At 39.5% G+C, this 21412-nt stretch carries 20 protein-coding genes; 18 read left to right on the top strand and 2 right to left on the bottom strand.

Annotated features, from left to right (window positions below; all coding sequences use genetic code 11):
* Window positions 1–151 precede the first annotated feature (151 nt).
* From cysC to cyoE, 14 genes are all read left to right on the top strand, one after another.
* The gene (gene cysC / locus AC25Y6_RS15590; RefSeq protein WP_488140155.1) at window positions 152–751 is read left to right on the top strand and encodes an adenylyl-sulfate kinase; all 600 of its coding nucleotides are present in this window, start codon (window positions 152–154) and stop codon (window positions 749–751) included.
* A gap of 233 nt (window positions 752–984) precedes the next feature.
* Window positions 985–1716 carry a phosphoadenylyl-sulfate reductase gene (locus tag AC25Y6_RS15585; RefSeq protein ID WP_488143677.1) on the top strand — a complete coding sequence of 244 codons (732 nt, stop codon included), beginning with the start codon at window positions 985–987 and terminating at the stop codon, window positions 1714–1716.
* 1 nt (window position 1717) lies between these two features.
* The gene (gene sat, locus AC25Y6_RS15580; protein WP_488143676.1) at window positions 1718–2866 is read left to right on the top strand and encodes a sulfate adenylyltransferase; all 1149 of its coding nucleotides are present in this window, start codon (window positions 1718–1720) and stop codon (window positions 2864–2866) included.
* A 44-nt stretch (window positions 2867–2910) separates the two neighbouring features.
* On the top strand, window positions 2911–3693 hold the full coding sequence (gene cobA, locus AC25Y6_RS15575) for a uroporphyrinogen-III C-methyltransferase (protein WP_482100663.1): 783 nt from the start codon (window positions 2911–2913) through the stop codon (window positions 3691–3693).
* A gap of 153 nt (window positions 3694–3846) precedes the next feature.
* The gene (locus AC25Y6_RS15570; RefSeq protein ID WP_488143675.1) at window positions 3847–4602 is read left to right on the top strand and encodes a sirohydrochlorin chelatase; all 756 of its coding nucleotides are present in this window, start codon (window positions 3847–3849) and stop codon (window positions 4600–4602) included.
* Between the two features lie 35 nt (window positions 4603–4637).
* Window positions 4638–4784, top strand: coding sequence for a YezD family protein (locus tag AC25Y6_RS15565; protein WP_488143674.1), 147 nt, complete (start codon window positions 4638–4640; stop codon window positions 4782–4784).
* A gap of 54 nt (window positions 4785–4838) precedes the next feature.
* Window positions 4839–6665: an assimilatory sulfite reductase (NADPH) flavoprotein subunit gene (locus AC25Y6_RS15560; RefSeq protein ID WP_488143684.1), complete on the top strand. Its 1827-nt coding sequence runs from the start codon at window positions 4839–4841 to the stop codon at window positions 6663–6665.
* Between the two features lie 25 nt (window positions 6666–6690).
* Window positions 6691–8415 carry an assimilatory sulfite reductase (NADPH) hemoprotein subunit gene (cysI, locus tag AC25Y6_RS15555; protein ID WP_482100659.1) on the top strand — a complete coding sequence of 575 codons (1725 nt, stop codon included), beginning with the start codon at window positions 6691–6693 and terminating at the stop codon, window positions 8413–8415.
* A 255-nt stretch (window positions 8416–8670) separates the two neighbouring features.
* Window positions 8671–9294, top strand: coding sequence for an NAD(P)-binding protein (locus AC25Y6_RS15550; protein ID WP_482100658.1), 624 nt, complete (start codon window positions 8671–8673; stop codon window positions 9292–9294).
* Between the two features lie 22 nt (window positions 9295–9316).
* Window positions 9317–10249, top strand: coding sequence for a cysteine synthase A (gene cysK / locus AC25Y6_RS15545; RefSeq protein ID WP_482100657.1), 933 nt, complete (start codon window positions 9317–9319; stop codon window positions 10247–10249).
* A gap of 64 nt (window positions 10250–10313) precedes the next feature.
* Window positions 10314–11156: an ABC transporter ATP-binding protein gene (locus tag AC25Y6_RS15540; RefSeq protein WP_488143673.1), complete on the top strand. Its 843-nt coding sequence runs from the start codon at window positions 10314–10316 to the stop codon at window positions 11154–11156.
* The gene (locus tag AC25Y6_RS15535) at window positions 11089–11841 is read left to right on the top strand and encodes an ABC transporter permease (protein WP_488143672.1); all 753 of its coding nucleotides are present in this window, start codon (window positions 11089–11091) and stop codon (window positions 11839–11841) included. The genes AC25Y6_RS15540 and AC25Y6_RS15535 overlap by 68 nt, the downstream gene beginning before the upstream one ends.
* Before the next feature lie 36 nt (window positions 11842–11877).
* Window positions 11878–12882 carry an aliphatic sulfonate ABC transporter substrate-binding protein gene (locus tag AC25Y6_RS15530; RefSeq protein WP_488143671.1) on the top strand — a complete coding sequence of 335 codons (1005 nt, stop codon included), beginning with the start codon at window positions 11878–11880 and terminating at the stop codon, window positions 12880–12882.
* Between the two features lie 235 nt (window positions 12883–13117).
* Window positions 13118–14047: a heme o synthase gene (cyoE, locus tag AC25Y6_RS15525; RefSeq protein WP_488143683.1), complete on the top strand. Its 930-nt coding sequence runs from the start codon at window positions 13118–13120 to the stop codon at window positions 14045–14047.
* Window positions 14048–14110: 63 nt separating this feature from the next.
* On the opposite strand, the gene AC25Y6_RS15520 is transcribed toward cyoE, so the two are convergent.
* Entirely contained in the window at window positions 14111–15133 is a 1023-nt protein-coding gene (locus tag AC25Y6_RS15520) for a hypothetical protein (protein ID WP_488143670.1), read from the bottom strand.
* Between the two features lie 331 nt (window positions 15134–15464).
* On the opposite strand from AC25Y6_RS15520, the gene dacB reads away from it, so the two are divergent.
* Window positions 15465–16952 carry a D-alanyl-D-alanine carboxypeptidase/D-alanyl-D-alanine endopeptidase gene (dacB, locus tag AC25Y6_RS15515; RefSeq protein ID WP_488143669.1) on the top strand — a complete coding sequence of 496 codons (1488 nt, stop codon included), beginning with the start codon at window positions 15465–15467 and terminating at the stop codon, window positions 16950–16952.
* 160 nt (window positions 16953–17112) lie between these two features.
* Window positions 17113–17961: a KPN_02809 family neutral zinc metallopeptidase gene (gene ypfJ / locus AC25Y6_RS15510; protein WP_488143668.1), complete on the top strand. Its 849-nt coding sequence runs from the start codon at window positions 17113–17115 to the stop codon at window positions 17959–17961.
* 74 nt (window positions 17962–18035) lie between these two features.
* Here the strand turns inward: ypfJ and ilvA are convergent, their stop codons facing one another.
* Window positions 18036–19304, bottom strand: a complete 1269-nt coding sequence (gene ilvA / locus AC25Y6_RS15505; protein WP_488143667.1) for a threonine ammonia-lyase IlvA — start codon at window positions 19302–19304, stop codon at window positions 18036–18038.
* Between the two features lie 290 nt (window positions 19305–19594).
* Here ilvA and AC25Y6_RS15500 point away from each other — a divergent pair, with 290 nt between their 5' ends.
* Together AC25Y6_RS15500 and AC25Y6_RS15495 are read left to right on the top strand one after the other, a co-directional pair.
* Complete coding sequence (locus AC25Y6_RS15500; protein ID WP_488143666.1) at window positions 19595–20332, top strand: DUF2161 domain-containing phosphodiesterase; 738 nt, start codon at window positions 19595–19597, stop codon at window positions 20330–20332.
* Between the two features lie 160 nt (window positions 20333–20492).
* Window positions 20493–21317 (top strand): GNAT family N-acetyltransferase, encoded by an 825-nt coding sequence (locus tag AC25Y6_RS15495; protein ID WP_488143665.1) that lies wholly within the window; start codon window positions 20493–20495, stop codon window positions 21315–21317.
* Window positions 21318–21412: the final 95 nt, after the last annotated feature.

Genomic DNA, 21412 nt, shown 5'->3' with positions numbered 1-21412 from the left:
TTCTTGCACTATTAAGAAGTGGTTTTTTATTTTCTACGTAATAGAATACATGCTAATTAGACAACTAAAGGCATCTTTTAATCGATTATTTGTATCGGTTTAAAAGTTGTCTTTTTTTGTAAACTAAATAGAGAAAATGGGGGAGAGAATAATGACAGAATCTACAAATATCGTTTGGCACGAATCAGAGGTAACAAAAGACAATCGCCAAGAAGCTAAGGGGCATAAAAGTGCAATTCTATGGTTTACAGGACTTTCAGGATCAGGAAAGTCGACGATTTCAGTAGCGTTAGAAACAGCGTTACATAAAAAAGGTATTCATACCTATCGGTTGGATGGAGATAATGTCCGGCATGGTTTAAATAAGAATTTAGGGTTTAGTCCAGATGACCGAACGGAAAATATTCGTAGAATCGGTGAAGTCTCAAAACTAATGATTGATGCAGGATTGTTCACGTTAACAGCGTTCATTTCTCCATACAAGGAAGATCGGGATCAAGTGCGCGACCTCGTCGAACCAAATGAATTTATCGAGGTTTACGTGAAGGCTAGTTTAGAAACATGTGAAGAACGCGATACAAAGGGACTCTACAAGAAAGCCAGATTGGGAGAGTTGAAAAATTTCACAGGAATCGATGCTCCTTATGACGTACCTGTTGACCCAGAAATCACTATTGATACAAATAAGCTAAGCGTTGAAGAATCCGTTAAAGTCATCGTAAATTATTTAAACGAAAATAAATATATCTGAAAAAACCAATAGACATGTAACTTCTTGGTGTTGTAGGAATAGAATACCTTTAAACCGACTTGACAGATAGGATTAATAAAGATATTGTTAATTTCAATCATAAGTAGAACGGGAATTCTAACTGAATGTAAAATTCCGAACATATGAACAATAGATGGCTTTAACCATTGAATGGTTAACTTCGTCTTAAAAAGAGAAGTTACATCATTAATTTTATGAGGGGAGAAGTTTCTATGGTGAAACTAACGTATGACACATGGTTTAAGCCTACTGAAACGTTTAACATTGACGACGAGTCAAAGGGTGCTTTAAATGTTTTGAGATGGGCTTATGACGAATATGATGCTGATCTTGTATATGCATGTAGCTTTGGTGTAGAAGGAATTGTGATGCTTGATTTGATTTCGAAAACAAAACCAACTGCAAAAGTGGTGTTTTTGGATACAGGGCTTCATTTTCAAGAAACGTATACCCTCATCGATGACATCAAAACGCGTTATCCACAGCTCGATATAGAAATGAAAAAGCCAGCCTTAACGGTTGAAGAACAGGCTGATGCACATGGAGAAAAACTATGGGAAAGACAACCAGACCGTTGTTGCCATATGAGGAAAGTTGTTCCACTTCAAGAGGCACTAAGCAGTGCGACTGCTTGGTTATCTGGGCTACGACGAGAACAATCACCGTCTAGAAGTTTAACCGAATTTGTGAATAAGGATGAAACGTTCCAATCAGTTAAAGTTTGCCCATTGATTCATTGGACGTGGACCGATATTTGGGATTATGTTGATAAATATAAATTGCCCTATAATCCCCTTCATGATCAAGGATTTCCTAGTATTGGTTGCGTACCCTGTACGTCGCCAAGTGATTCAACGTCAGGCTCAAGGTCTGGCCGGTGGGCAAATCAAATGAAAACAGAGTGTGGATTACACCAAAAAATCAACTTAAATGGAGGAAATTAATATGAGCTTGAGTCAACCGCACGGTGGTACATTAATTAATCGCTGGAATCCAGATTTTCAATTGGAAGGGTTAACTGAAACAGTTGAATTAGATGAGATTGCTAGCAGTGATCTAGATTTGATTGGTACTGGGGCGTATAGCCCTATAAGTGGATTCCTAACAGAAGCAGACTACAATTCTGTCGTCCATACGATGAGGTTAACAACGGGTGAGCCTTGGACCATTCCAATTACATTGCCCACGACAGAAAAGAATGCGGAAAAAATTACGATTGGCAACTTTGTGAAATTAGTGAGAGACGAAATCGTTTACGGTGTAATCGAAGTAACTGATATTTTCACACCCGATAAGGAAGTAGAAGCTGAATTGGTCTATCAAACGACGGACCGTGAACATCCAGGTGTGAAGAAGTTGTTTGAACGTCCGAATGTCTATCTTGGTGGAACGATAACGCTGATTCAACGGAGGCCATTGAATGAGTTTTCGGAATATCTGTTTGACCCGATTGAAACAAGACAAAAGTTCCAAGATCTTGGCTGGAAAACAGTCGTTGGTTTCCAAACAAGAAATCCGGTTCACAGAGCACATGAATATATTCAAAAGACAGCTTTGGAGATTGTAGATGGTTTATTTTTAAACCCGCTTGTTGGTGAAACGAAATCCGATGATATTCCGGCAGATGTGCGCTTGGAAAGCTATGAAGTTTTACTAGAAAACTATTATGCGAAAGAGCATGTGTTTTTAGGTGTATTTACAGCGGCAATGCGTTATGCCGGACCAAGGGAAGCCGTTTTCCATGCGATGGTACGCAAGAATTTCGGTTGTACACACTTCATAGTCGGCCGTGATCATGCGGGGGTTGGTAATTATTACGGTACGTATGATGCTCAGAAAATCTTTAGTAATTTTACGCTAGGGGAACTTGGGATTACGTTATTGTTTTTTGAACATAGCTTTTATTGCAGTAAATGCGACAGTATGGCAACACCTAAAACATGTCCGCATGATGCCAGTCACCATGTAATCTTGTCTGGTACGAAAGTGAGAGAAATGCTCCGAAATGGAGAGAAGCTGCCAACGACATTTAGTAGACCCGAAGTGATCGATGTATTAATTGCAGGAATGCAAAAAGAAAAGATTCATTCATAACGTCAATCTTATTTTAGAACTAAGCGGTGAGAGGAGAGATAAGAATGGGAAAAGTATTTATAGTAGGAGCTGGACCTGGAGATGTTGATTTAATCACCGTTAAAGGGCTGAAATGTATTCAACAAGCTGATGTTATCTTGTACGATCGCTTAATAAATAAAGAGCTTCTTACTTATGCAAAACCGGGAGCGGACTTAATATATTGCGGGAAATTACCAAACTACCATGCAATGATCCAGGAAACGATTAATCACTTTTTAGTAAAATATGCGAAGCAAGGAAAAATCGTCACACGATTAAAGGGTGGAGATCCATTCGTGTTCGGGAGAGGTGCTGAAGAAGCAGAAGTTCTTGCGGACAATGGAATCCCATTTGAGGTGGTTCCAGGAATTACTGCTGGGATTGCAGCACCTGCTTATGCGGGTATCCCAGTGACACATCGCGAGTTAAGTTCGAGTTTTGCAATTGTAACAGGTCATATGCGTGCTGGAAAGAGCGACTCGATTCACTGGGAAAGTCTTGCGGTCGGAATTGATACCCTTGCGATTTATATGGGCGTCGGAAACTTGCCTTATATTTGTGAGCAACTGACAAAGTATGGTCGACCTGAAAGTACGCCAGTAGCTCTTGTTCATTGGGGAACAACGGAAGCGCAATATACGATTACGGGAACACTCTCTACTATCGTCGAGATTGCTAGGCAGTCCGAAATTGAAAATCCAAGCATGATTATAGTCGGCGAAGTAGTGAAGCTGCGTGAGAAGATTCAGTGGTTCGAACAAACCGGATTGAACCAAAAAATGATTAAAGAAGTTTCTGCATACTAACAATTTAACTTCATTCAGAAGGTGGGGAAACCCTTACCAAATGAAGTTAAGCCTGTGGCGATGTTACAAATTTTGATGGGAAATAATTGAGCAATCTAAAGTCGGAATTTGGAGGCAAATACACTGAGGCGTATTTGATAAGGGGGGATTAGCATGCAGGCAGTCTTATATGTTGCTCACGGTAGTCGGATTAAAGCAGGTGTCGAAGAAGCCATTCAGTTTATTCAGAGCAGTCAAGCAATGATTGATGTTCCGATTCAAGAAATTTGTTTTTTAGAGCTCGCGGTACCAAGCGTGGATGAAGGTATTACGAAGTGCGTGGAACGCGGAGCCACTAGAATCGCTGTTATTCCTATACTTTTATTAACCGCAGCGCATGCAAATGAAGATATTCCCTTTGAAATTGAAGTGGGGAAAATCATGTATCCCGATATCGAATTTACATACGGAAAAGCATTGGGCATGCATCCGAAAATTATTGACAGCTTATTTGATCGAGTTAAAGAACAAAATGTAGCGATTACTGAAGATGCACAGGTGCTGCTCGTAGGAAGAGGAAGCAGTGATCCGGCAGTTAAGCATGATTTAAATGAAATTGCACAGCTTCTTGCCGACAAGTATTCGTTTAACAAAGTAAATGTCTGTTTTCTTTACGGGGCGGAACCTCATTTCGATGAAGCATTACTGCAGTTACGGGAATCAGCGCAAAAGCAAGTTTTCATTATTCCTTACTTATTATTTACAGGTATTTTAATGAATGGCATTGAAAAAAAGATTTCGGAACAGGCTACTGCTGGTCAGCAGCTTATTCTATGTGAAAATCTAGGTTATCACAAATATGTCCAGGATGTACTTGTAGAACGGGTGTATGAGTTACTTCAAAAAGAACAAATCAGTCAGCCTATTTAATAAAGAATCTTTGTCTGAAAGGAAGAATAGGGACTATGGAGAAACGGGATAAAAACCTTGAGCTAACCATTGAAAACGTAAGACAGATGCTGAGCACGATGAATTATGGCTCTATCACATTGGTTATTCAAGACAATGTTGTAGTTCAAATAGAGAGAAACGAGAAGATTAGATTGAAATAATCGCCAGTTCTTCTGTTAACTATATAAAATACAATTTTTGTGGGGTGGAAAATTTTGGCGCTTCAAGTGATAAATAGTCCTTTCAATCAGGAGCAGGTAGAACTCCTTAATCAACTTTTGCCAATACTGACGGATACACAACAAATCTGGTTGGGTGGATATCTGAGTGCAAATCAGTTAACTGCTCAATCAGTCGCGTCAGGCAGCGTCGCAGTTCTGGAAGCTCCTGTAACGCAAATAGATGTTGTTTCAAAAGAAGTGACAATTCTTTACGGATCTCAGACTGGCAACGGGCAAGCTTTGGCTGAAAAACTGTCGAAGAATTTGAAAGCACAAGAGTACCAAATAACGCTTTCGGCTATGAACGAATTTAAGCCAAATGCGCTCAAGAAGATCGGGAATTTACTACTAATTGTGAGTACACATGGTGAAGGTGATCCACCAGATAATGCATTGCCGTTCCATGAATTTCTTCATAGTAAAAGAGCTCCGAAATTGGATAATCTACAATTTTCGGTTCTGTCTTTGGGAGACAGTTCTTATGAGTTTTTCTGCGAGACAGGTAAACAGTTTGAAAAACGATTACTAGAGTTAGGCGCAAAACAGCTTAGTCCGCGTGTCGATTGTGATTTAGATTATGATGAATCTGCTGAGGAATGGTTTTCGAGTGTTTTAGCTACATTAAATGAGCAACAAGGAACCAGCTCTATAACTGCACAACAACCTGTCGAACAGGGAGTTGCAGAACTGCAGGAGTACTCTCGAACGAATCCGTTTAAAGCTGAAATTCTAGAAAATTTGAATTTAAACGGTCGTGGGTCTAACAAGGAAACGCGTCACCTTGAGCTATCACTTGAAGGGTCGAACCTTGAGTTTGAACCGGGAGATAGCTTGGGCATTTACCCGGAAAATGATACTGAATTAGTAGATGCCTTAATTGCGGAGATGAGCTGGGATGCTAGCGAAACGGTTCAGGTCAATAAACAGGGTGAGCAAAGGCCGCTGCGCGATGCGCTAATTTCTAACTTTGAAATCACTGTATTGACGAAACCATTGCTACAAAAAGCTCACCTATTAACCGCTAATAATGAATTGAAGGAGCTCTTGGAACCTGAAAGAGAGCAAGAATGCAGAGAATATATCTATGGCCGTGATTTATTGGATTTTGTACGGGATTTTACCCCCTGGGATGTCTCTGCAAGTGATTTTGTCGCAATATTACGTAAAATACCGGCTCGACTCTATTCAATTGCCAGCAGTTCAAAAGCAAATCCAGATGAAGTACACCTCACGATTGGAACTGTGCGTTATGAGGCACACGGTCGAGACCGAGTAGGGGTCTGTTCTAATGAATGTGCTGTACGTGCACAACCAGGAGATCATTTACCTGTTTATGTTCAGCGTAACTCGAACTTTAAATTACCAGCAGATCCTAACACGCCATTGATAATGATTGGACCTGGTACTGGTATTGCTCCTTTTAGATCGTTCATGGAAGAACGCGAGGAGATTGGCGCTGAAGGAAAAACATGGTTGTTCTTTGGTGAACAACACTTCGTTACAGACTTCCTGTATCAGGTTGAATGGCAACAATGGCTCAAAGAAGGCGTATTGACACGAATGGATGTTGCATTTTCCCGCGATACGAAAGACAAAGTCTATGTCCAGCACCGAATGATAGAGAATAGCCAGGCTATTTTTAAGTGGTTGGAAGAGGGCGCTGTACTCTACGTTTGTGGTGATGAAAAGAATATGGCAGCGGATGTCCATGCTACTTTGGAAAGAATCCTTGAAGAAGAAGGGTCCATGACTTCTAAGGAAGCATCTGACTATTTGGCTGATATGCAACAACAAAAACGATATCAACGAGATGTCTATTGAAACAAGTGAGAGAGGAGCTAGTTACATGACTAAAAAAATAATTCTACCGCCACAACCTGGTCCACCTAGTGATGTTGAGCGGATTAAGAGTGAGAGTAACTATTTACGAGGAACGCTTGTGGAGACGCTTGAATATCCAATCAGTTCGGGGATACCTGATGATGATAATCGATTGATGAAACATCATGGGAGTTATCTGCAAGATGATCGGGATTTACGCAATGAGCGACAACGTCAAAAATTAGAGCCTGCATACCAGTTCATGGTCCGAGTTCGTGCTGCGGGCGGCGTTGCAACCTCGGCGCAATGGTTAATAATGGACGGAGTTGCCAATAAATTTGGAAATGGAACATTGAAATTGACTACCCGCCAGGCATTTCAAATGCATGGGATTTTAAAGTGGAATATGAAGGAAAATATTCAGGAAATTAATGCGGCATTGATGGACACGCTAGCGGCTTGCGGAGATGTGAACCGTAATGTGATGTGTAATCCAAACCCTTATCAATCAGATATACATGCCGAGGTTTATGGCTGGGCTCAGAAACTTAGTGATTACTTATCGCCACGGACCAATGCTTACCATGAAATCTGGCTTGATGGTGAAAAAGTAGTCGACAGTCAAGAAACAGAGGTAGAAATTGAACCAATGTATGGTGCACTTTATTTACCAAGGAAATTTAAAATTGGTGTAGCAGTTCCACCTAATAATGATGTTGATGTCTTTTCACAGGATCTTGGTCTAATTGCCGTTTTAGAAGAAGATAAATTAGTCGGATTCAATATCGCTGTCGGAGGCGGCATGGGGATGACGCATGGGGATACGAAAACTTATCCTCAGTTAGCTCGGGTGATTGGATTCTGTACACCGGATCAGATTATCGAAGTAGCCGAAAAAATCATTACGATTCAACGTGATTACGGGAATCGTTCTGTGCGAAAGTATGCACGTTTTAAATACACCATTGATGCTCGTGGACTTGATTGGATCGCTAAAGAACTCAATGAACGATTAGGTTGGGAGCTTGAAACTGCACGTGATTATCATTTTGAACATAATGGTGATCGTTACGGATGGGTGGAAGGAAGCGATGGGAATTGGCATTTCACGCTCTTTATCCAAAACGGTCGCGTCCAGGACTTGGATGATTATCCACTGATGACAGGGTTGCGAGAAATTGCCAAGATTCACACAGGGGATTTCCGACTTAGCCCAAATCAAAACCTGATTATCAGCAATGTTTCGAGTCAAAATAAGAAAAAAATTGTCGAACTGATTGAGCAATACGGATTGACGGATGGGCAGCAACATTCCGCATTGCGACGGAGTTCAATGGCTTGTGTTGCTTTTCCAACTTGTGGGTTAGCGATGGCTGAAGCCGAACGTTATCTGCCTTCGCTACTAGATAAGATGGAACTGATCCTGGATGAAGCAGGATTGCGTGAAAAAGAGATTATTATTCGTATTTCGGGCTGTCCGAATGGTTGTTCTCGTCCATCTTTGGGGGAAATAGCCTTTATCGGTAAATCTCCTGGAAAATACAATATGTATCTAGGGGCTGGCTTCGTTGGAGATCGGCTGAATAAATTATACCGGGAAAATATCGGTGAAGAAGAAATTCTAGAACTGCTTAGACCATTATTTTTCCAATATGCAAAGGAAAGACATGAAGGCGAGCATTTTGGAGATTTTGTCATCCGTGCAGGGCATGTGAAAGCTGTTCAATCTGGATTGGACTTTCACGATTAATTAGAAATTCGCTGGAGTTTCGACACTAAGAAAAGCGCAAGCGCCTTGGTAGACCCGAAAAGCGCTGTATGACCTTAAGATAAAGGCGATTTTTGCCTTTAACTTAAGGGCTGAAGTGACTTGAGGGGCTAGGCGCTGGAGTCTAGACACTGCTCGAAGTGAAAAATATATGTTTTATTATTGTGAAAAACTAAGAAGGACCGCTAATTTTGCGGTTCTTTCCAGAATTACTAACAGCGGCAGGTGGTTGAAAAGATGGGGTCCTACCCAATTATGCTGAACATCAAAGATAAAGCTGTTGTAGTAGTTGGTGGAGGTCTGATTGCTTACCGTAAAATGGTTGGGTTGCTGCAAGCGGGTGCTTGTGTAACTGTGATTAGCCCGATGATTCATTCGGAAATAGAAAAACTCTATGCTCAGAATCGAGTTGCTTGGAAGAATAAATTGTTCGAACCGGACGATCTCGATTCTGCGTTGATAGTTATCGCAGCAACAAACAGTGAAACGGTGAATAAGTACGTTGCATCTTCTGCTGGCAAGTTTAAACTTGTCAATATCGTTGATAATCCGGAGTTAAGCACCTTTCATGTCCCTGCAAAGCTTACAAGGGGGGACTTAACGATAAGTGTTGCAACGGGAGGAGCTAGTCCGACACTTTCCAAAAGCATTCGTGACGAAATTGCCGTAATTTACGATGAATCTTATGGGGATTATCTTGAATTTCTAACGCAGTCAAGGGAAAAAGTGAAACAATCTATGTTAGATCAAACAACAAAAACCAAATTACTTAAAGCGATCACAGATGAAACGTACAGGCAATCTAACAAAATGCGAAAAGCTTTTCTAGAAATAATAGATGGATACCAAGAGAAATCTTAAACGTAGTTGGAGGATGACAAACATGCGAGCCGTAAATAATATAGCTGAATTGATTGGGAACACTCCACTTGTAAGACTAAATAGACTTCCAGATTCACAAGGTGCTGCTGTATATGTGAAACTTGAATCATTTAATCCAAGCGGTAGTGTAAAAGACCGGGCCGCTTACAATATGATAGTTGAAGCGGAAAAAAGTGGAGAATTGGTAGTGGGAGCAACAATTATCGAACCAACTTCGGGGAATACAGGTATTGGTTTGGCTATGAATGCTGCCGCGAGAGGATATCGGGCAATATTCGTCATGCCAGATAATGCAACAACTGAACGCATTAACTTAATGAAAGCTTACGGTGCAGAGGTCGTTCTTACACCTAGTGAAGAAAGAATGCCTGGTGCAATTGCCAAGGCAAATGAACTAGCAAAAAACATCAAAGACAGTTTTATTCCAATGCAGTTTGAAAATGCAGCAAATCCGGATATTCACAGAACAACTACTGCCGTTGAAATTATTGATGCGCTGAAGTCAATTGGAAGAACGCTTAGTGCTTTTGTTTGTACTTCTGGAACTGGTGGAACGGTAACTGGAACTGGAGAAGCCCTAAAAGAACATGATAATAAGATAACGGTTCACGTTGTGGAACCCGCTGGATCACCTGTTTTATCTGGAGGAGAACCCGGAAAGCATAAACTAGTCGGCACTAGCCCAGGTTTTATTCCTTCGGTATTGAATACCGGTGTGTATGATGAAATCTTTCAGATAAAAGATGAGGAAGCATACGACACTGTACATATTGCGGCAGCGAATGAAGGAATCCTTCTGGGCCCATCAGGAGGTGCGTCCATATATGCAGCGTTAGCCGTGGCGAGACGCTTGACTCCAGCAGATACCGTGGTCTGTATTGCCCCAGATTCGGGTGAACGCTATCTATCAGGTGACTTGTTCGAGTTTAATTAAACAGCGAGATGTAGAACTATTTTATAAACAGGTCTGATGGAAGTTTCCTGAAAGGGGTATTTATATGTATTTAACGATAGATGGGATTGAAAAAAGTTTTCCCAATAAAGAAAAAGGTCAAGTGAAAGTGTTAGACAATATTTCGTTAGACGTGGAAAAAGGACAATTCGTTTCCATTGTGGGCCCATCAGGTTGCGGTAAATCCACATTGCTCTATCTTATAGCAGGTCTTGATAAGGCTGACAAAGGTGAAATACGCATAGCTGGAAAAGTAGTGACCAATCCAGGTCCCGATCGTGTCGTCGTCTTCCAAGAAGATGGATTATTTCCATGGCTTTCAGTCCTTGATAATGTTACATATGGTTTACTTTTGAAAGGTTTTTCGAAGAAAAAGGCAGAGGATAAAGCAAAAGAAATGTTGAAAATGGTACATTTGACGAACTTTATTGATGCTTATCCACATCAGTTGTCCGGGGGAATGAAGCAACGGGTTGCAATTGCTCGTGCTCTTGTAATGGAACCAACCATATTACTAATGGATGAACCATTTGCTGCACTGGATGAGCAAACGAGAATGGTATTGCACAACGAACTGCTGGAAATATGGGAAAAAACAAAAGTGACGATATTCTTCGTGACTCACAATATTCGTGAAGCCGTACTTTTATCCGAAAAAATAGTAGTTTTTGAAACACGTCCGGGTAAAATTAAAGCCATCTTTAATTCGAAAACCATGAAGGATGGGATTATGCCCAATGACTTCACACATCAGCTGGAAAAACAGATACTAGCATCACTGCAAGGTGAAATTGAGAAAGTGTTAAAGGAGGAAATGGGGGATGACTACATTTTTAAGACGAATCCTCTTCATAGGGATTCTAGCGGCGATATGGGAAGTCACATCTAGATTATCGAGTCTACCCGACTTTATGTTTCCTAGTCTAAGCCAAGTACTTCAAACACTTTATACGGGTATTGTAAATGGACAGATCACGAATGCAGTTTTTACAAGTATGATTCGGCTGCTAGTCGGTTTTTCATTTGCTACAGTTCTCGGTCTATTTTTAGGATATCTCATATGGCGTTCAAAGTTAGTTGAAGATACACTTGGATTTTTAATCACAGCTTTACAATCAATTCCAAGTATTGTATGGTTTCCACTTGCAATTATCTGGTTTGGTTTGAACGATTTTTCCATTCTTTTTATAGTTGCAATTGGAGCAACTTGGACAATGACAATTAATTCTGCGAGTGGATTTAAAAATGTCCCTAAGCTCTATCAACAAGTAGCTAAAACATTGGGGTCTGGCGGTTTTCACTTTTTACGAACAGTTATTATGCCGGCATCAGTACCTCAACTGATTACAGGTTTACGGCTTGCCTGGGCATTCTCGTGGCGTGCACTAATGGCTGGTGAACTTCTCGGTGGAGGGGGAGGGCTTGGACATCTCCTAGAAATGGGAAGGTCACTTGGACAAATGGATTTAGTCATATCAGTAATGATAATCATTGGAGTAATCGGTACAATTATGGATAATCTGGTCTTTTTACGATTGGAACGAAGTGTTCAAAAAAAATGGGGCATCAGTTAAGTAATAACAACTAACGGAAGATAAGGAGCGAATAGAATGAAACGTACTATATTATTAGGGCTTATATCTTTAGTTGTATTGGTTTTCGGATCTGCTTGTGGAAAGACAGAAGGCAATGCACAAGACAGTAAAGAAGTGAATATCGGATATTTTCCAAATTTAACGCATATGTCCACAATTGTCGCGATGGAAAAAGGATACTTTAAAGAAGCCTTTGGAGAAGATACAAAAATTAACACTAAAATCGTCAGTAATGGCGGTTTGTTCATGGAAGCAATGGCAACTAAGTCAATTGATGTTGGGACAGTTGGACCTGGTCCAGTACTAAATTTTTACGTGAAAGATCCTAATTATCATATAATTTCAGGCGCAGTAAACGGTGGGGCAGTCCTTGTCGCTAGTGAACATAGTGATATAAAAGAACTTGCTGATTTGGATGGAAAAAAAGTAGCTATACCCGTAATTGGCAGTACGCAAGATGTCATGCTGCGTAAGGCGTTAAAAGATGTCGGTCTAACACCGAAGGCGAATGGTGGAACTGTAGAAATGTTTGCAGCAGCACCAGCTGATACACCGACGTTGTTTATCCAAAAGTCAATAGATGCCGCGGCAACGCAAGAACCTTGGGGCTATATTTTGGAAACACAGGCTAACGGGAAGTTGTTATTGGACTGGGAATCATTCGCATGGGGAAAAGAATCAACTAATACGGTTGTTGCAGCTAGCAAAAAGTTTACGGAAAACGAAGAACTTGTGAAAGCCTATTTAACAGCTCATGTGAAAGCGGTTGAGTTTATTGAACAAAATCCAGAAGAGAGCCAAGCGCTTGTAATCAAGCATCTGAAAGATATAACAGGGAAAGAAATTGATAAAGCTGAACTCGAAGTTGCATTCAAACACATGAAAGTAACAACTGCAGTAAATGAAAACGTTCTTCAAGAGATGGCTGACATTAGCAAAGAGGCTGGATATGTACCTAATAATAACATTGAAGGATTAATTCAGTTGGACCAATTGAATTCATTAAAAGAAATCAAATAATAGTATAATTTTTTAAAAAAGCATTAAGAACTATGGGGATTTAAAACATCAAAAGGATGTTTTAAATCCCTTTTTATTACTTTTATAAAAATGTCACAAAGCTTTCCTTTGTTTTAGTTGAAGACTAAGAGTAAAATGGAGTTAAGTATGCCAGTCACCGAATGAATTTTTGTAATCCATCAAATCGGGAAAGTACCTGGCTTTTTTGAGGAGAGAAGACTAAATGTCAAAAGTTATGAATCCTTCATGGCAGAAGGTTGAGGAACCAACATTATCAACTAAACAGAATATGGCAATCCTTTTTGCTGATTTAAAATCCCTTTTTAAAGCTATTGTTCTTATTTCTAACGTACTTCCTGTGCTTACTGGATTCTGGTTAGCACTCTATTTTACGAATTCAACTTTATTAGGTAACTTTGGCATCTTTTTATTGACGATTTCAGGAAGTACACTTGTAATGGCTGGGGCACTAATCCTAAATAATTGGTATGATGTCGACATTGATACATTAATGGAAAGGACCAAAAATCGACCAACGGTTACAGGGCATTTCTCCCTAAAGTTTGTCTTAACTCTGGGAATTGCATTATCAATAGTCGGTTTAGTACTTTTAGCCTTAACTACAATCGAAGCAGCTATTTACGCATTCATTGGTTGGTTTACATATGTTATCTTGTATACTATGTGGTCAAAACGTAGATATACATTAAACACAATTATTGGAAGTGTCTCGGGCGCAGTGACGCCACTAATTGGTTGGACGGCAATCGCACCCGGTTATCACATCGTACCGATTGTACTAGCGCTCATCCTATTCATATGGCAAATGCCGCATACATTTGCAATTGCCATTAAAAAGGTCGAAGAATATAGTCTAGCTAAAGTCGCTATGCTTCCAGTCATTCATGGATTTGATTTTACTAAACGTCAAATGGTTATCTATGTTGCCTGTTTATTACCTTTACCGTTCTTTTTGGATTCACTTGGAATTGTTTTCATAGTAATCGCTTCACTATTGAACATTGGTTGGCTACTCGCGAGTATTAGCGGGTTTTTCACTAAAGATGATATGAAATGGGCACATCTCATGTTTATGTGTTCCGTGAATTATATCGCTATCTTATTTACTCTGATGATTCTAGTTACATTACCCATTTTCAATTGACACAAAAGTGAAATGCCAGCATATGAAACGACTTTACATCGTTTCGTATGCTGGCATTTTTTGTTATTTAAAATAGGGAGAAACCTTTTTTGTCGTTTCTTCGGGAACTTTCATACAAAGCGGTTCGCCGTGTAAAAAGTTGAAAACATTCATGTCACTCGTTTGAAGTGCACCGATAGTCAGACGAGGAACAACTCTAACATGAACACGATCAAATGGATTCTTTGTTACGGGTATAAATAGGGCCAAGTTAAAGCTAGAGATACCTATTTCTTCAAAGTAAGGGAACAGATTAGTCATACTTTCAGCGAGGTCTTTCCAATTATTTTCGTTCAATTCATTGAGTGAGGCGGCATCCATAATTCCTATAAAATCAGCATGGCTTTTTGGTGCAAATGCATGGACCCAATTAATGGATCCTATCGTCCCTATAAAACGCTCATCAATCTCCCGTTCACGTTCAATTAACGCATCGTAAAAGCTACTTTCTGTCTCTTGGTAAAATTGTTCACTGCTTGCCGATGCTGTTAATTGATAATTTGTAGGAAGTTCAGAAGCCAATACATGAATATGTGGATGTAAAATACTTCCTCCAGACGGAGGTAAGTAGTTCCAGTTGATAGATGCATATGCGGTTTTTGGATCATGCACTATAACTTTTTTTAAATAATTATGTGCTGCAGAGAATGAATTAGCAATCAAAGGTGCTGTAAATTCATCAAGTTTGACGTAATGCTGATCACACATTCGTACAACAGCATTATGCTTACTGTAAGGAAAAAGGTTTGGAAAAACGACAGCTTCACCTTGTATAAGTCGCCCACCATCTATTAAGTCAGTTGGAAATTTTGGAGTCAAGGTTTGGACATTTTCGGAACAGAATGGACATTTACTACCAGAAGTTGCTATCGCGAGTTCTGAATAATCGTTTGGAATGAAAGGAGCTCCAGGATCAAAAATGATTCTGGAAGTTTCTCCTGTCAACGGATCAAGCCGGATTTCAGTTTTTCGGTCAACGAGTTTACCATCTTGCATTGGATCATGTAACGAAAACAGTTCTTGTTTTACGGTGAAAGTAATAGACATATAGTTTCCCCCTTTAATAGTATTGATAGCTCTCTCTATTCTAACTTCAATTGTTGAATAAGTCAGTATAATCGAGTCTGAATTTTATACGTTTGAACAAGCAGGTGAGTTTTTAAAAAAACACGTCTGTTGATTAACCATTTAAGTGCAAATAATACTAGCGTGAAAAGCTTGAAAACCGTCATTTTTACTGGATTAGCTTCGGATTGCTTTCGGCGAAATAGATACGATACTATTACCGAGGGATAAATGCTTTCTAATTATGCTGATTCTTGTAGTCTATTATTGTGATAGAATAGTCATAGTTGAGTAAACTTTAGGGGGTTAAGATTTGTTTAAGAAGAGGTTATTACTAATCGTAATGTCGGTGTTGTTGTTGATTGGAACGCTCTTTACTCCTGATCTGGGGCAAGGTAATACGTATGCGAAATCGCCATATAATGATTTGGAAAATGCAATTAATACAATTATGTCAGACAGCAGAATGCAAAAGGCGGTCAGCAGTGTAACGGTACGTAAAGCCTCTGATGGAGAAATTATCTATCAAAGTCATGGAGACAAAGGAATTACTCCTGCATCCACTTTGAAAATACTAACTGCAGCTTCGGCTCTTGAGACACTGGGTGAAAATTTTCGTTTTTCGACAGATGTATTAACGAATGGGAAAGTGGAAAATGGAACATTGAACGGAAATCTATATTTGCGTGGGACAGGCGATCCTACGTTGTTAAAGAAGGATTTTGATAATTTCGCTACGAAATTGGCTAGTAGTGGAGTGAAAAGAGTTTCCGGAAATTTGGTAGGAGATGACACATGGTTTGATACAATTCGTCTATCACCAGGGATACATAAAAATGATGAATCCTATTATTATGCAGCTCAGGTTTCCGCATTAACAGTCGCTCCAAACACCGATTACGACGCCGGAACAGTTATAGTCGATGCAAGGCCAAGTGCTCGAGGAAAAGTAGCAAAAGTGACTCTAACACCCGAAACGAATATAGTCAGAGTGGTCAATAAATCTAAAACAGTGCCAAAAGGGAATAAAAACACGTTGCGTATTGTACGCCAATATGGAACAAATAACATAGTCATTACAGGGAATGCGCCCCTTGGATCGACAGGTAAAAAGGAATGGATAACTGTGTCCAACCCGACTGCCTATGCTCTTGATATCTTTAAAAAATCATTAACATCAAAAGGAATAAAGTTTGCGCCATCATCTAAAGTCGTACGTGGTAAAACTGCTGCGGGATCAAAGGTTCTCGTGTCCAAGAGTTCCATGCCCTTGAAGAGTTTGATGAAGCCGTTTTTAAAGTTAAGCAATAACTCACATGCAGAAGTATTAGCGAAGGCAATGGGTAAAGAAAAATACGGACAAGGTAGTTGGAAGGCTGGCCTTCAAGTCATGCGGAATTATGCCGAGTCTATTGGGTTAGATGGCAACAAGTGGTTATTTGAAGATGCTTCGGGCATGTCCCACGCGAATAAAGTGACATCCATCCAGTTAACTGAGTTATTATACAAGGTACGAACAGCGCCGTGGTATTCAACTTTTGCTCAAGGACTACCGATTGCGGGGGCCCCAGAAAGGTTTATGGGTGGTACTCTAATAAATCGTATGAAAACTGGTTCTGCTAAAGGCAATGTAGTTGCCAAAACCGGAAGTTTGACTAACGTTAGCGCTCTTGCAGGTTATGCAAAAACTAGAGACGGTGAAACATTAATATTTAGTGTCTTGACGCAGAATCATAAATCAAGTACTGTCCCTGTACTTGACCGGATTGCTACAACCATTTCAAATTCATCAGCTAAATAAACATGTAAAACAAGTAGCAGAATCATTTGCTACTTGTTTTTTTGATATGGATTATTTGAACTTTAAAAGAATTAGGATATGCGCTTTGGGGTATAGCAAGAGATAAGTAAAAGTATTTAGTTCAATCAACTATTCAAATTTAACAACAGGAGGAAATGGTATGGAGTATAAAGGAAGAAAAAGAAGCTCAAACGTAGAAGATCGCAGAGGCAAGGGTAAAGGTGGTATAGCATTAGCAGGAGGGGGAATTGGTGGTTTAATAATTATACTAATTATTACTTTTCTTGGAGGTAATCCAAGCGATATCTTAAATGGTACACAAAATTCCGATTCAGGGAGTTCGGTCCCTTACGAGGAAACTGCTGAAGAAAAAGAACTCGCTGAATTTGTATCTGTTGTTTTAGCTGATACAGAAGTAGTTTGGACCGAATTATTCCGTGAGCAAGGCCAAGTGTATGAGGAACCGGTGCTCGTTTTATACACAGACCAAGTCCAATCAGCTTGTGGTGTTGCAGGCTCTTCTGTGGGTCCGTTTTATTGTCCTGGTGACCATAAACTCTACATCGATTTGAGCTTCTATCAGGAACTTAAAGACGAATTCCAAGCACCAGGTGATTTTGCGATGGCCTATGTAATCGCCCATGAAGTTGGGCACCATGTGCAAACTCTATTAGGTATCACTGAGCAAGTAAATGCACTTCGTTCGAAACTTAGCAAGGAAGAATTCAATAAATACTCAGTGAATATGGAGTTACAAGCTGATTATTACGCTGGTGTATGGGCTAAGCATCAGAATGACAATAATTTTCTTGAAGCAGGAGATATTGAAGAAGCAATTAACGCAGCAAGTGCTGTAGGGGATGATCGTATCCAGAAAAAAACACAAGGTTATGTTGTTCCTGATAGTTTTACACATGGAACCTCAGAGCAAAGGATGAACTGGTTTACAAAAGGTTTTGAAAATGGAACCATTGAAGGTGGGAATACATTTGAGGCAAGTGGGTTTTAATTAAAAGAATATTGTGAAGAAAAAAATCTTGCTTACAGCCATTTAGCTGTGAGCAAGATTTTTTCATTAGAAGATTAAATTAGTAAATCAAACAGTGTACTATCATTGTTAACTTCTTTAAACATGAAACCGCATTGATCCATCCGCTGAATAAGTCCAGCATAGTCTGACTTATTCTTCAGTTCAATCCCGACAAGCCCCGGACCGCTTTCCTTGTTATTTTTTTTCGTATATTCAAATGTTGTAATATCATCATCTGGCCCAAGTACTTCGTCCAAAAACTGACGTAATGCACCTGAACGCTGTGGGAAGTTGACAATGAAATAATATAAAAGACCTTCATAAATCAAGGATTTCTCTTTGATTTCTTGCATCCGTCCGATATCGTTGTTCCCACCACTAATTACACAGATCACTGACTTGCCACTAATTTCTTCCTTATAAAAATCTAGGGCAGCGATTGGTAAAGCTCCAGCTGGTTCCACGATGATTGCATGTTCATTGTATAGATCCAATATAGACGTACAAACTTTACCTTCAGGAACAAGAACAATATCATCGAGATATTTGCGACAGATTTCAAAAGTAAATTGACCTGCACTTTTAACAGCGGCACCGTCGACGAATTTATCAATGAAATTTAAGGTTGTCACTTCATTATTTTTTAAAGCTGCTTTCATACTTGCTGCACCTTCTGGCTCTACACCAATCATCCTAGTATTCGGTGAAACATTTTTAATGTAAGTGCTCAAACCTGCCATTAGCCCGCCACCGCCAATACTAGCGAACACAAAATCAATTGGTTCATCAATGTCATTCATCATTTCAACTGCAACTGTCCCTTGTCCAGCAATAATATCGTAATCATCAAAAGGATGGATGAATATTCGGTCCTCCGCATCAGCGCATTTGAAAGCTTCTTCAGAAGAATCATCAAATGTATCACCTACTAATATAATTTCAACAAAGCCTTTACCAAACATTTTAACTTGGTCAATTTTTTGTTTTGGGGTAGTTTGCGGCATAAAGATCTTAGCATCTATACCTAGATGTGCACATGCATAAGCGACCCCTTGGGCGTGGTTACCCGCACTGGCGCAGACCACTCCTTTTTCGAGCGCTGCTGCTTCAATCGTTTTGATTTTATAGTAGGCACCTCTTAATTTAAAAGAACGGACATGTTGTAAATCTTCTCTCTTTACATAGACACGACAATTGTACTTTTCTGATAGTCGTTCATTTTTTTGGAGAGGGGTATGTGCGACTACATCTTTTAATAATTGATTGGCAATTAGTATGTCTTCCACTTGAATTCCAGTTTGTTCTGTCTTCATAACGTTCATTGTAATCTCAACACCCTTCAATATCGTTTTCCAATGATAACATGAAATCCCGCGTATGTGCATGAGAATCTTCTTAATTGTGCGTTATTTATTGTAGGTGTTATTTCCAATGGATTGTATAGTTTACATAAATGAATGCTTCTCCACCCCAGGGAAATGTAAAACATCAACGTGTGGAAATATTGACTTCCTGTTCCTACCTCGTAAAAAAAGCTTTATCCCATAAAAATATGTTTGAATAGCAGTTCCAATCTATTTTCTATACCATTAAGAAGAGGTGATGGTCAGCTATGTCAGATAAAACAAAGAAACGTTATGAAATTGATCTTTATCAACCGATTAAGGAATACTTTACACAACAGGGTTACGATGTTTATGGTGAAGTGAACGAGTGTGATATAGCCGCGGTGAAAGAACAGGAACTAATACTCATAGAGATGAAGCTCACTCTTAATATTGATTTACTGATGCAGGCAACAAAAAGACAGCGATTGACGAATCAGGTCTATGTTGCAATACCTAAACCCAAAATCAGTTTTCGCTCGAAAAAGTGGAAAGATACTTGCCATTTGGTGAGGAGGCTTGAGTTAGGCTTGATCACCGTATCATTTCAAGAAGAAGTTGCCGTAGCGGAAATTATATTTCATCCCACTTCTTTTGATCGAAAAAAAAGCATGCAGCGCAGCACGAAAAAACGTTCAGATATGTTAACAGAAATAGCAGGTAGACTCAGTGATTTTAACATTGGTGGAAGTAGCCAGACTAAAATTATTACGGCTTATAAAGAAAATTGTATTCATATTGCCTGCTGTTTTTTACATTATGGTCCCTTATCTCCAAAATCGTTGCGTGAGATGGGGACAGGAGAAAAGACATTTACAATTCTAAATAAAAACTATTATGGATGGTTTGATAGAGTCAGTAGGGGAATATATACAATTAATGATACTGGTAAAAATGAATTGGGTGCCATTCCCGAACTGTATAGCCATTATTGTGAAGTCGTAAAAAAACACAATGACCAATGAGCAGCCTTGCAAGAATTTGAAGAATGAACCTCCCACGACTGAAGTCACGGGTGATCTTGGCTTAAACATAAATTTAAATAGAAGATATTATTTTACGTGCTATTATTGATAGAGTCAATACATAAGAAGAACTATGTGTATTTAAATTGGGGGAAATTGTATGTTAAATGAGAGTCAATTAATTGCAATAAAGCAACTGCAAAACCAATGTGAGAAAACAGACGGTTTTCAATTGAAATTCAACTGGGAAATGCTCCGTGAAAGAGATGGACGTCAAATGGATTTCTTCCATATAGAAAATGGGGAACTGATCGCTTTCCTAGCTTTATATAGTTTCGGATCTACAGTTGAGGTTTGTGGAATGGTGAAGCCTGAAGAAAGAAGGAAAGGCCATTTTACGAAACTATGGACTCAGGCATTAGTACTAATGGAACAATATAGCTTTGAAACGGTTTTATTGAACGCACCTTCATCATCAGACACAGCAAAGAGCTGGATATCTACCCAACCTTACACTTATGCATTTTCTGAATTTCAAATGGTCTGGAAGGAAAAAACAATTGAGCCGAGTGACGAAGTTCTTTTACGTTCCGCAAAACCGCGGGACGCGGATTTAGAAGTATTGCTTGATGTACTTGCTTTTGGCATGGATGAAGAAGATGCAAGGTCTCATCTGGAACGGATAAAAGAAAGAGCAGATGAGCAGTTTTTAATGATTGAAGCTGATAACAGGACAGTAGGAAAGGTTCGTATCAACCGAATGGACGGCGATGCTTGGATTTATGGATTTGCTGTCCTCCCAGAATTTCAGGGAAGAGGATACGGTAGAAAAGTTTTGCGAAATATTATTAAGCGTGAACATGATGCTGGTAATCGAGTACGACTTGAAGTTGAAGCAAAAAATAATCGTGCGCTAACCTTGTATGAATCAGTTGGATTTGTAAAAGTGCAGGGGCAGGATTATTTTAGGAAGAACAAAGAATAAGTTAAATTTGACCAAGCTGAAGCTATTTGGCCTTACAGGCGAAAAGGGCATCAGCTATTCTTAATTTCTAGAGTTTCGATACAAAAAAGAATGCA

Source organism: Sporosarcina sp. Y1004 (genome assembly GCF_057669665.1).
This window is presented reverse-complemented; position numbering and strand designations above follow the sequence as displayed.

Excerpts from the sequence above, each read along its gene's own strand:
- cysC (WP_488140155.1), top strand. The coding sequence starts at position 152 with ATGACAGAATCTACAAATATCGTTTGGCACGAATCAGAGGTAACAAAA.
- AC25Y6_RS15585 (WP_488143677.1), top strand. The coding sequence starts at position 985 with ATGGTGAAACTAACGTATGACACATGGTTTAAGCCTACTGAAACGTTT.
- sat (WP_488143676.1), top strand. The coding sequence starts at position 1,718 with ATGAGCTTGAGTCAACCGCACGGTGGTACATTAATTAATCGCTGGAAT.
- cobA (WP_482100663.1), top strand. The coding sequence starts at position 2,911 with ATGGGAAAAGTATTTATAGTAGGAGCTGGACCTGGAGATGTTGATTTA.
- AC25Y6_RS15570 (WP_488143675.1), top strand. The coding sequence starts at position 3,847 with ATGCAGGCAGTCTTATATGTTGCTCACGGTAGTCGGATTAAAGCAGGT.
- AC25Y6_RS15565 (WP_488143674.1), top strand. The coding sequence starts at position 4,638 with ATGGAGAAACGGGATAAAAACCTTGAGCTAACCATTGAAAACGTAAGA.
- cysI (WP_482100659.1), top strand. The coding sequence starts at position 6,691 with ATGACTAAAAAAATAATTCTACCGCCACAACCTGGTCCACCTAGTGAT.
- AC25Y6_RS15550 (WP_482100658.1), top strand. The coding sequence starts at position 8,671 with ATGGGGTCCTACCCAATTATGCTGAACATCAAAGATAAAGCTGTTGTA.
- cysK (WP_482100657.1), top strand. The coding sequence starts at position 9,317 with ATGCGAGCCGTAAATAATATAGCTGAATTGATTGGGAACACTCCACTT.
- AC25Y6_RS15540 (WP_488143673.1), top strand. The coding sequence starts at position 10,314 with ATGTATTTAACGATAGATGGGATTGAAAAAAGTTTTCCCAATAAAGAA.
- AC25Y6_RS15535 (WP_488143672.1), top strand. The coding sequence starts at position 11,089 with ATGACTACATTTTTAAGACGAATCCTCTTCATAGGGATTCTAGCGGCG.
- AC25Y6_RS15530 (WP_488143671.1), top strand. The coding sequence starts at position 11,878 with ATGAAACGTACTATATTATTAGGGCTTATATCTTTAGTTGTATTGGTT.
- cyoE (WP_488143683.1), top strand. The coding sequence starts at position 13,118 with ATGAATCCTTCATGGCAGAAGGTTGAGGAACCAACATTATCAACTAAA.
- AC25Y6_RS15520 (WP_488143670.1), bottom strand. The coding sequence starts at position 15,133 with ATGTCTATTACTTTCACCGTAAAACAAGAACTGTTTTCGTTACATGAT.
- ypfJ (WP_488143668.1), top strand. The coding sequence starts at position 17,113 with ATGGAGTATAAAGGAAGAAAAAGAAGCTCAAACGTAGAAGATCGCAGA.
- ilvA (WP_488143667.1), bottom strand. The coding sequence starts at position 19,304 with ATGAACGTTATGAAGACAGAACAAACTGGAATTCAAGTGGAAGACATA.
- AC25Y6_RS15500 (WP_488143666.1), top strand. The coding sequence starts at position 19,595 with ATGTCAGATAAAACAAAGAAACGTTATGAAATTGATCTTTATCAACCG.
- AC25Y6_RS15495 (WP_488143665.1), top strand. The coding sequence starts at position 20,493 with ATGTTAAATGAGAGTCAATTAATTGCAATAAAGCAACTGCAAAACCAA.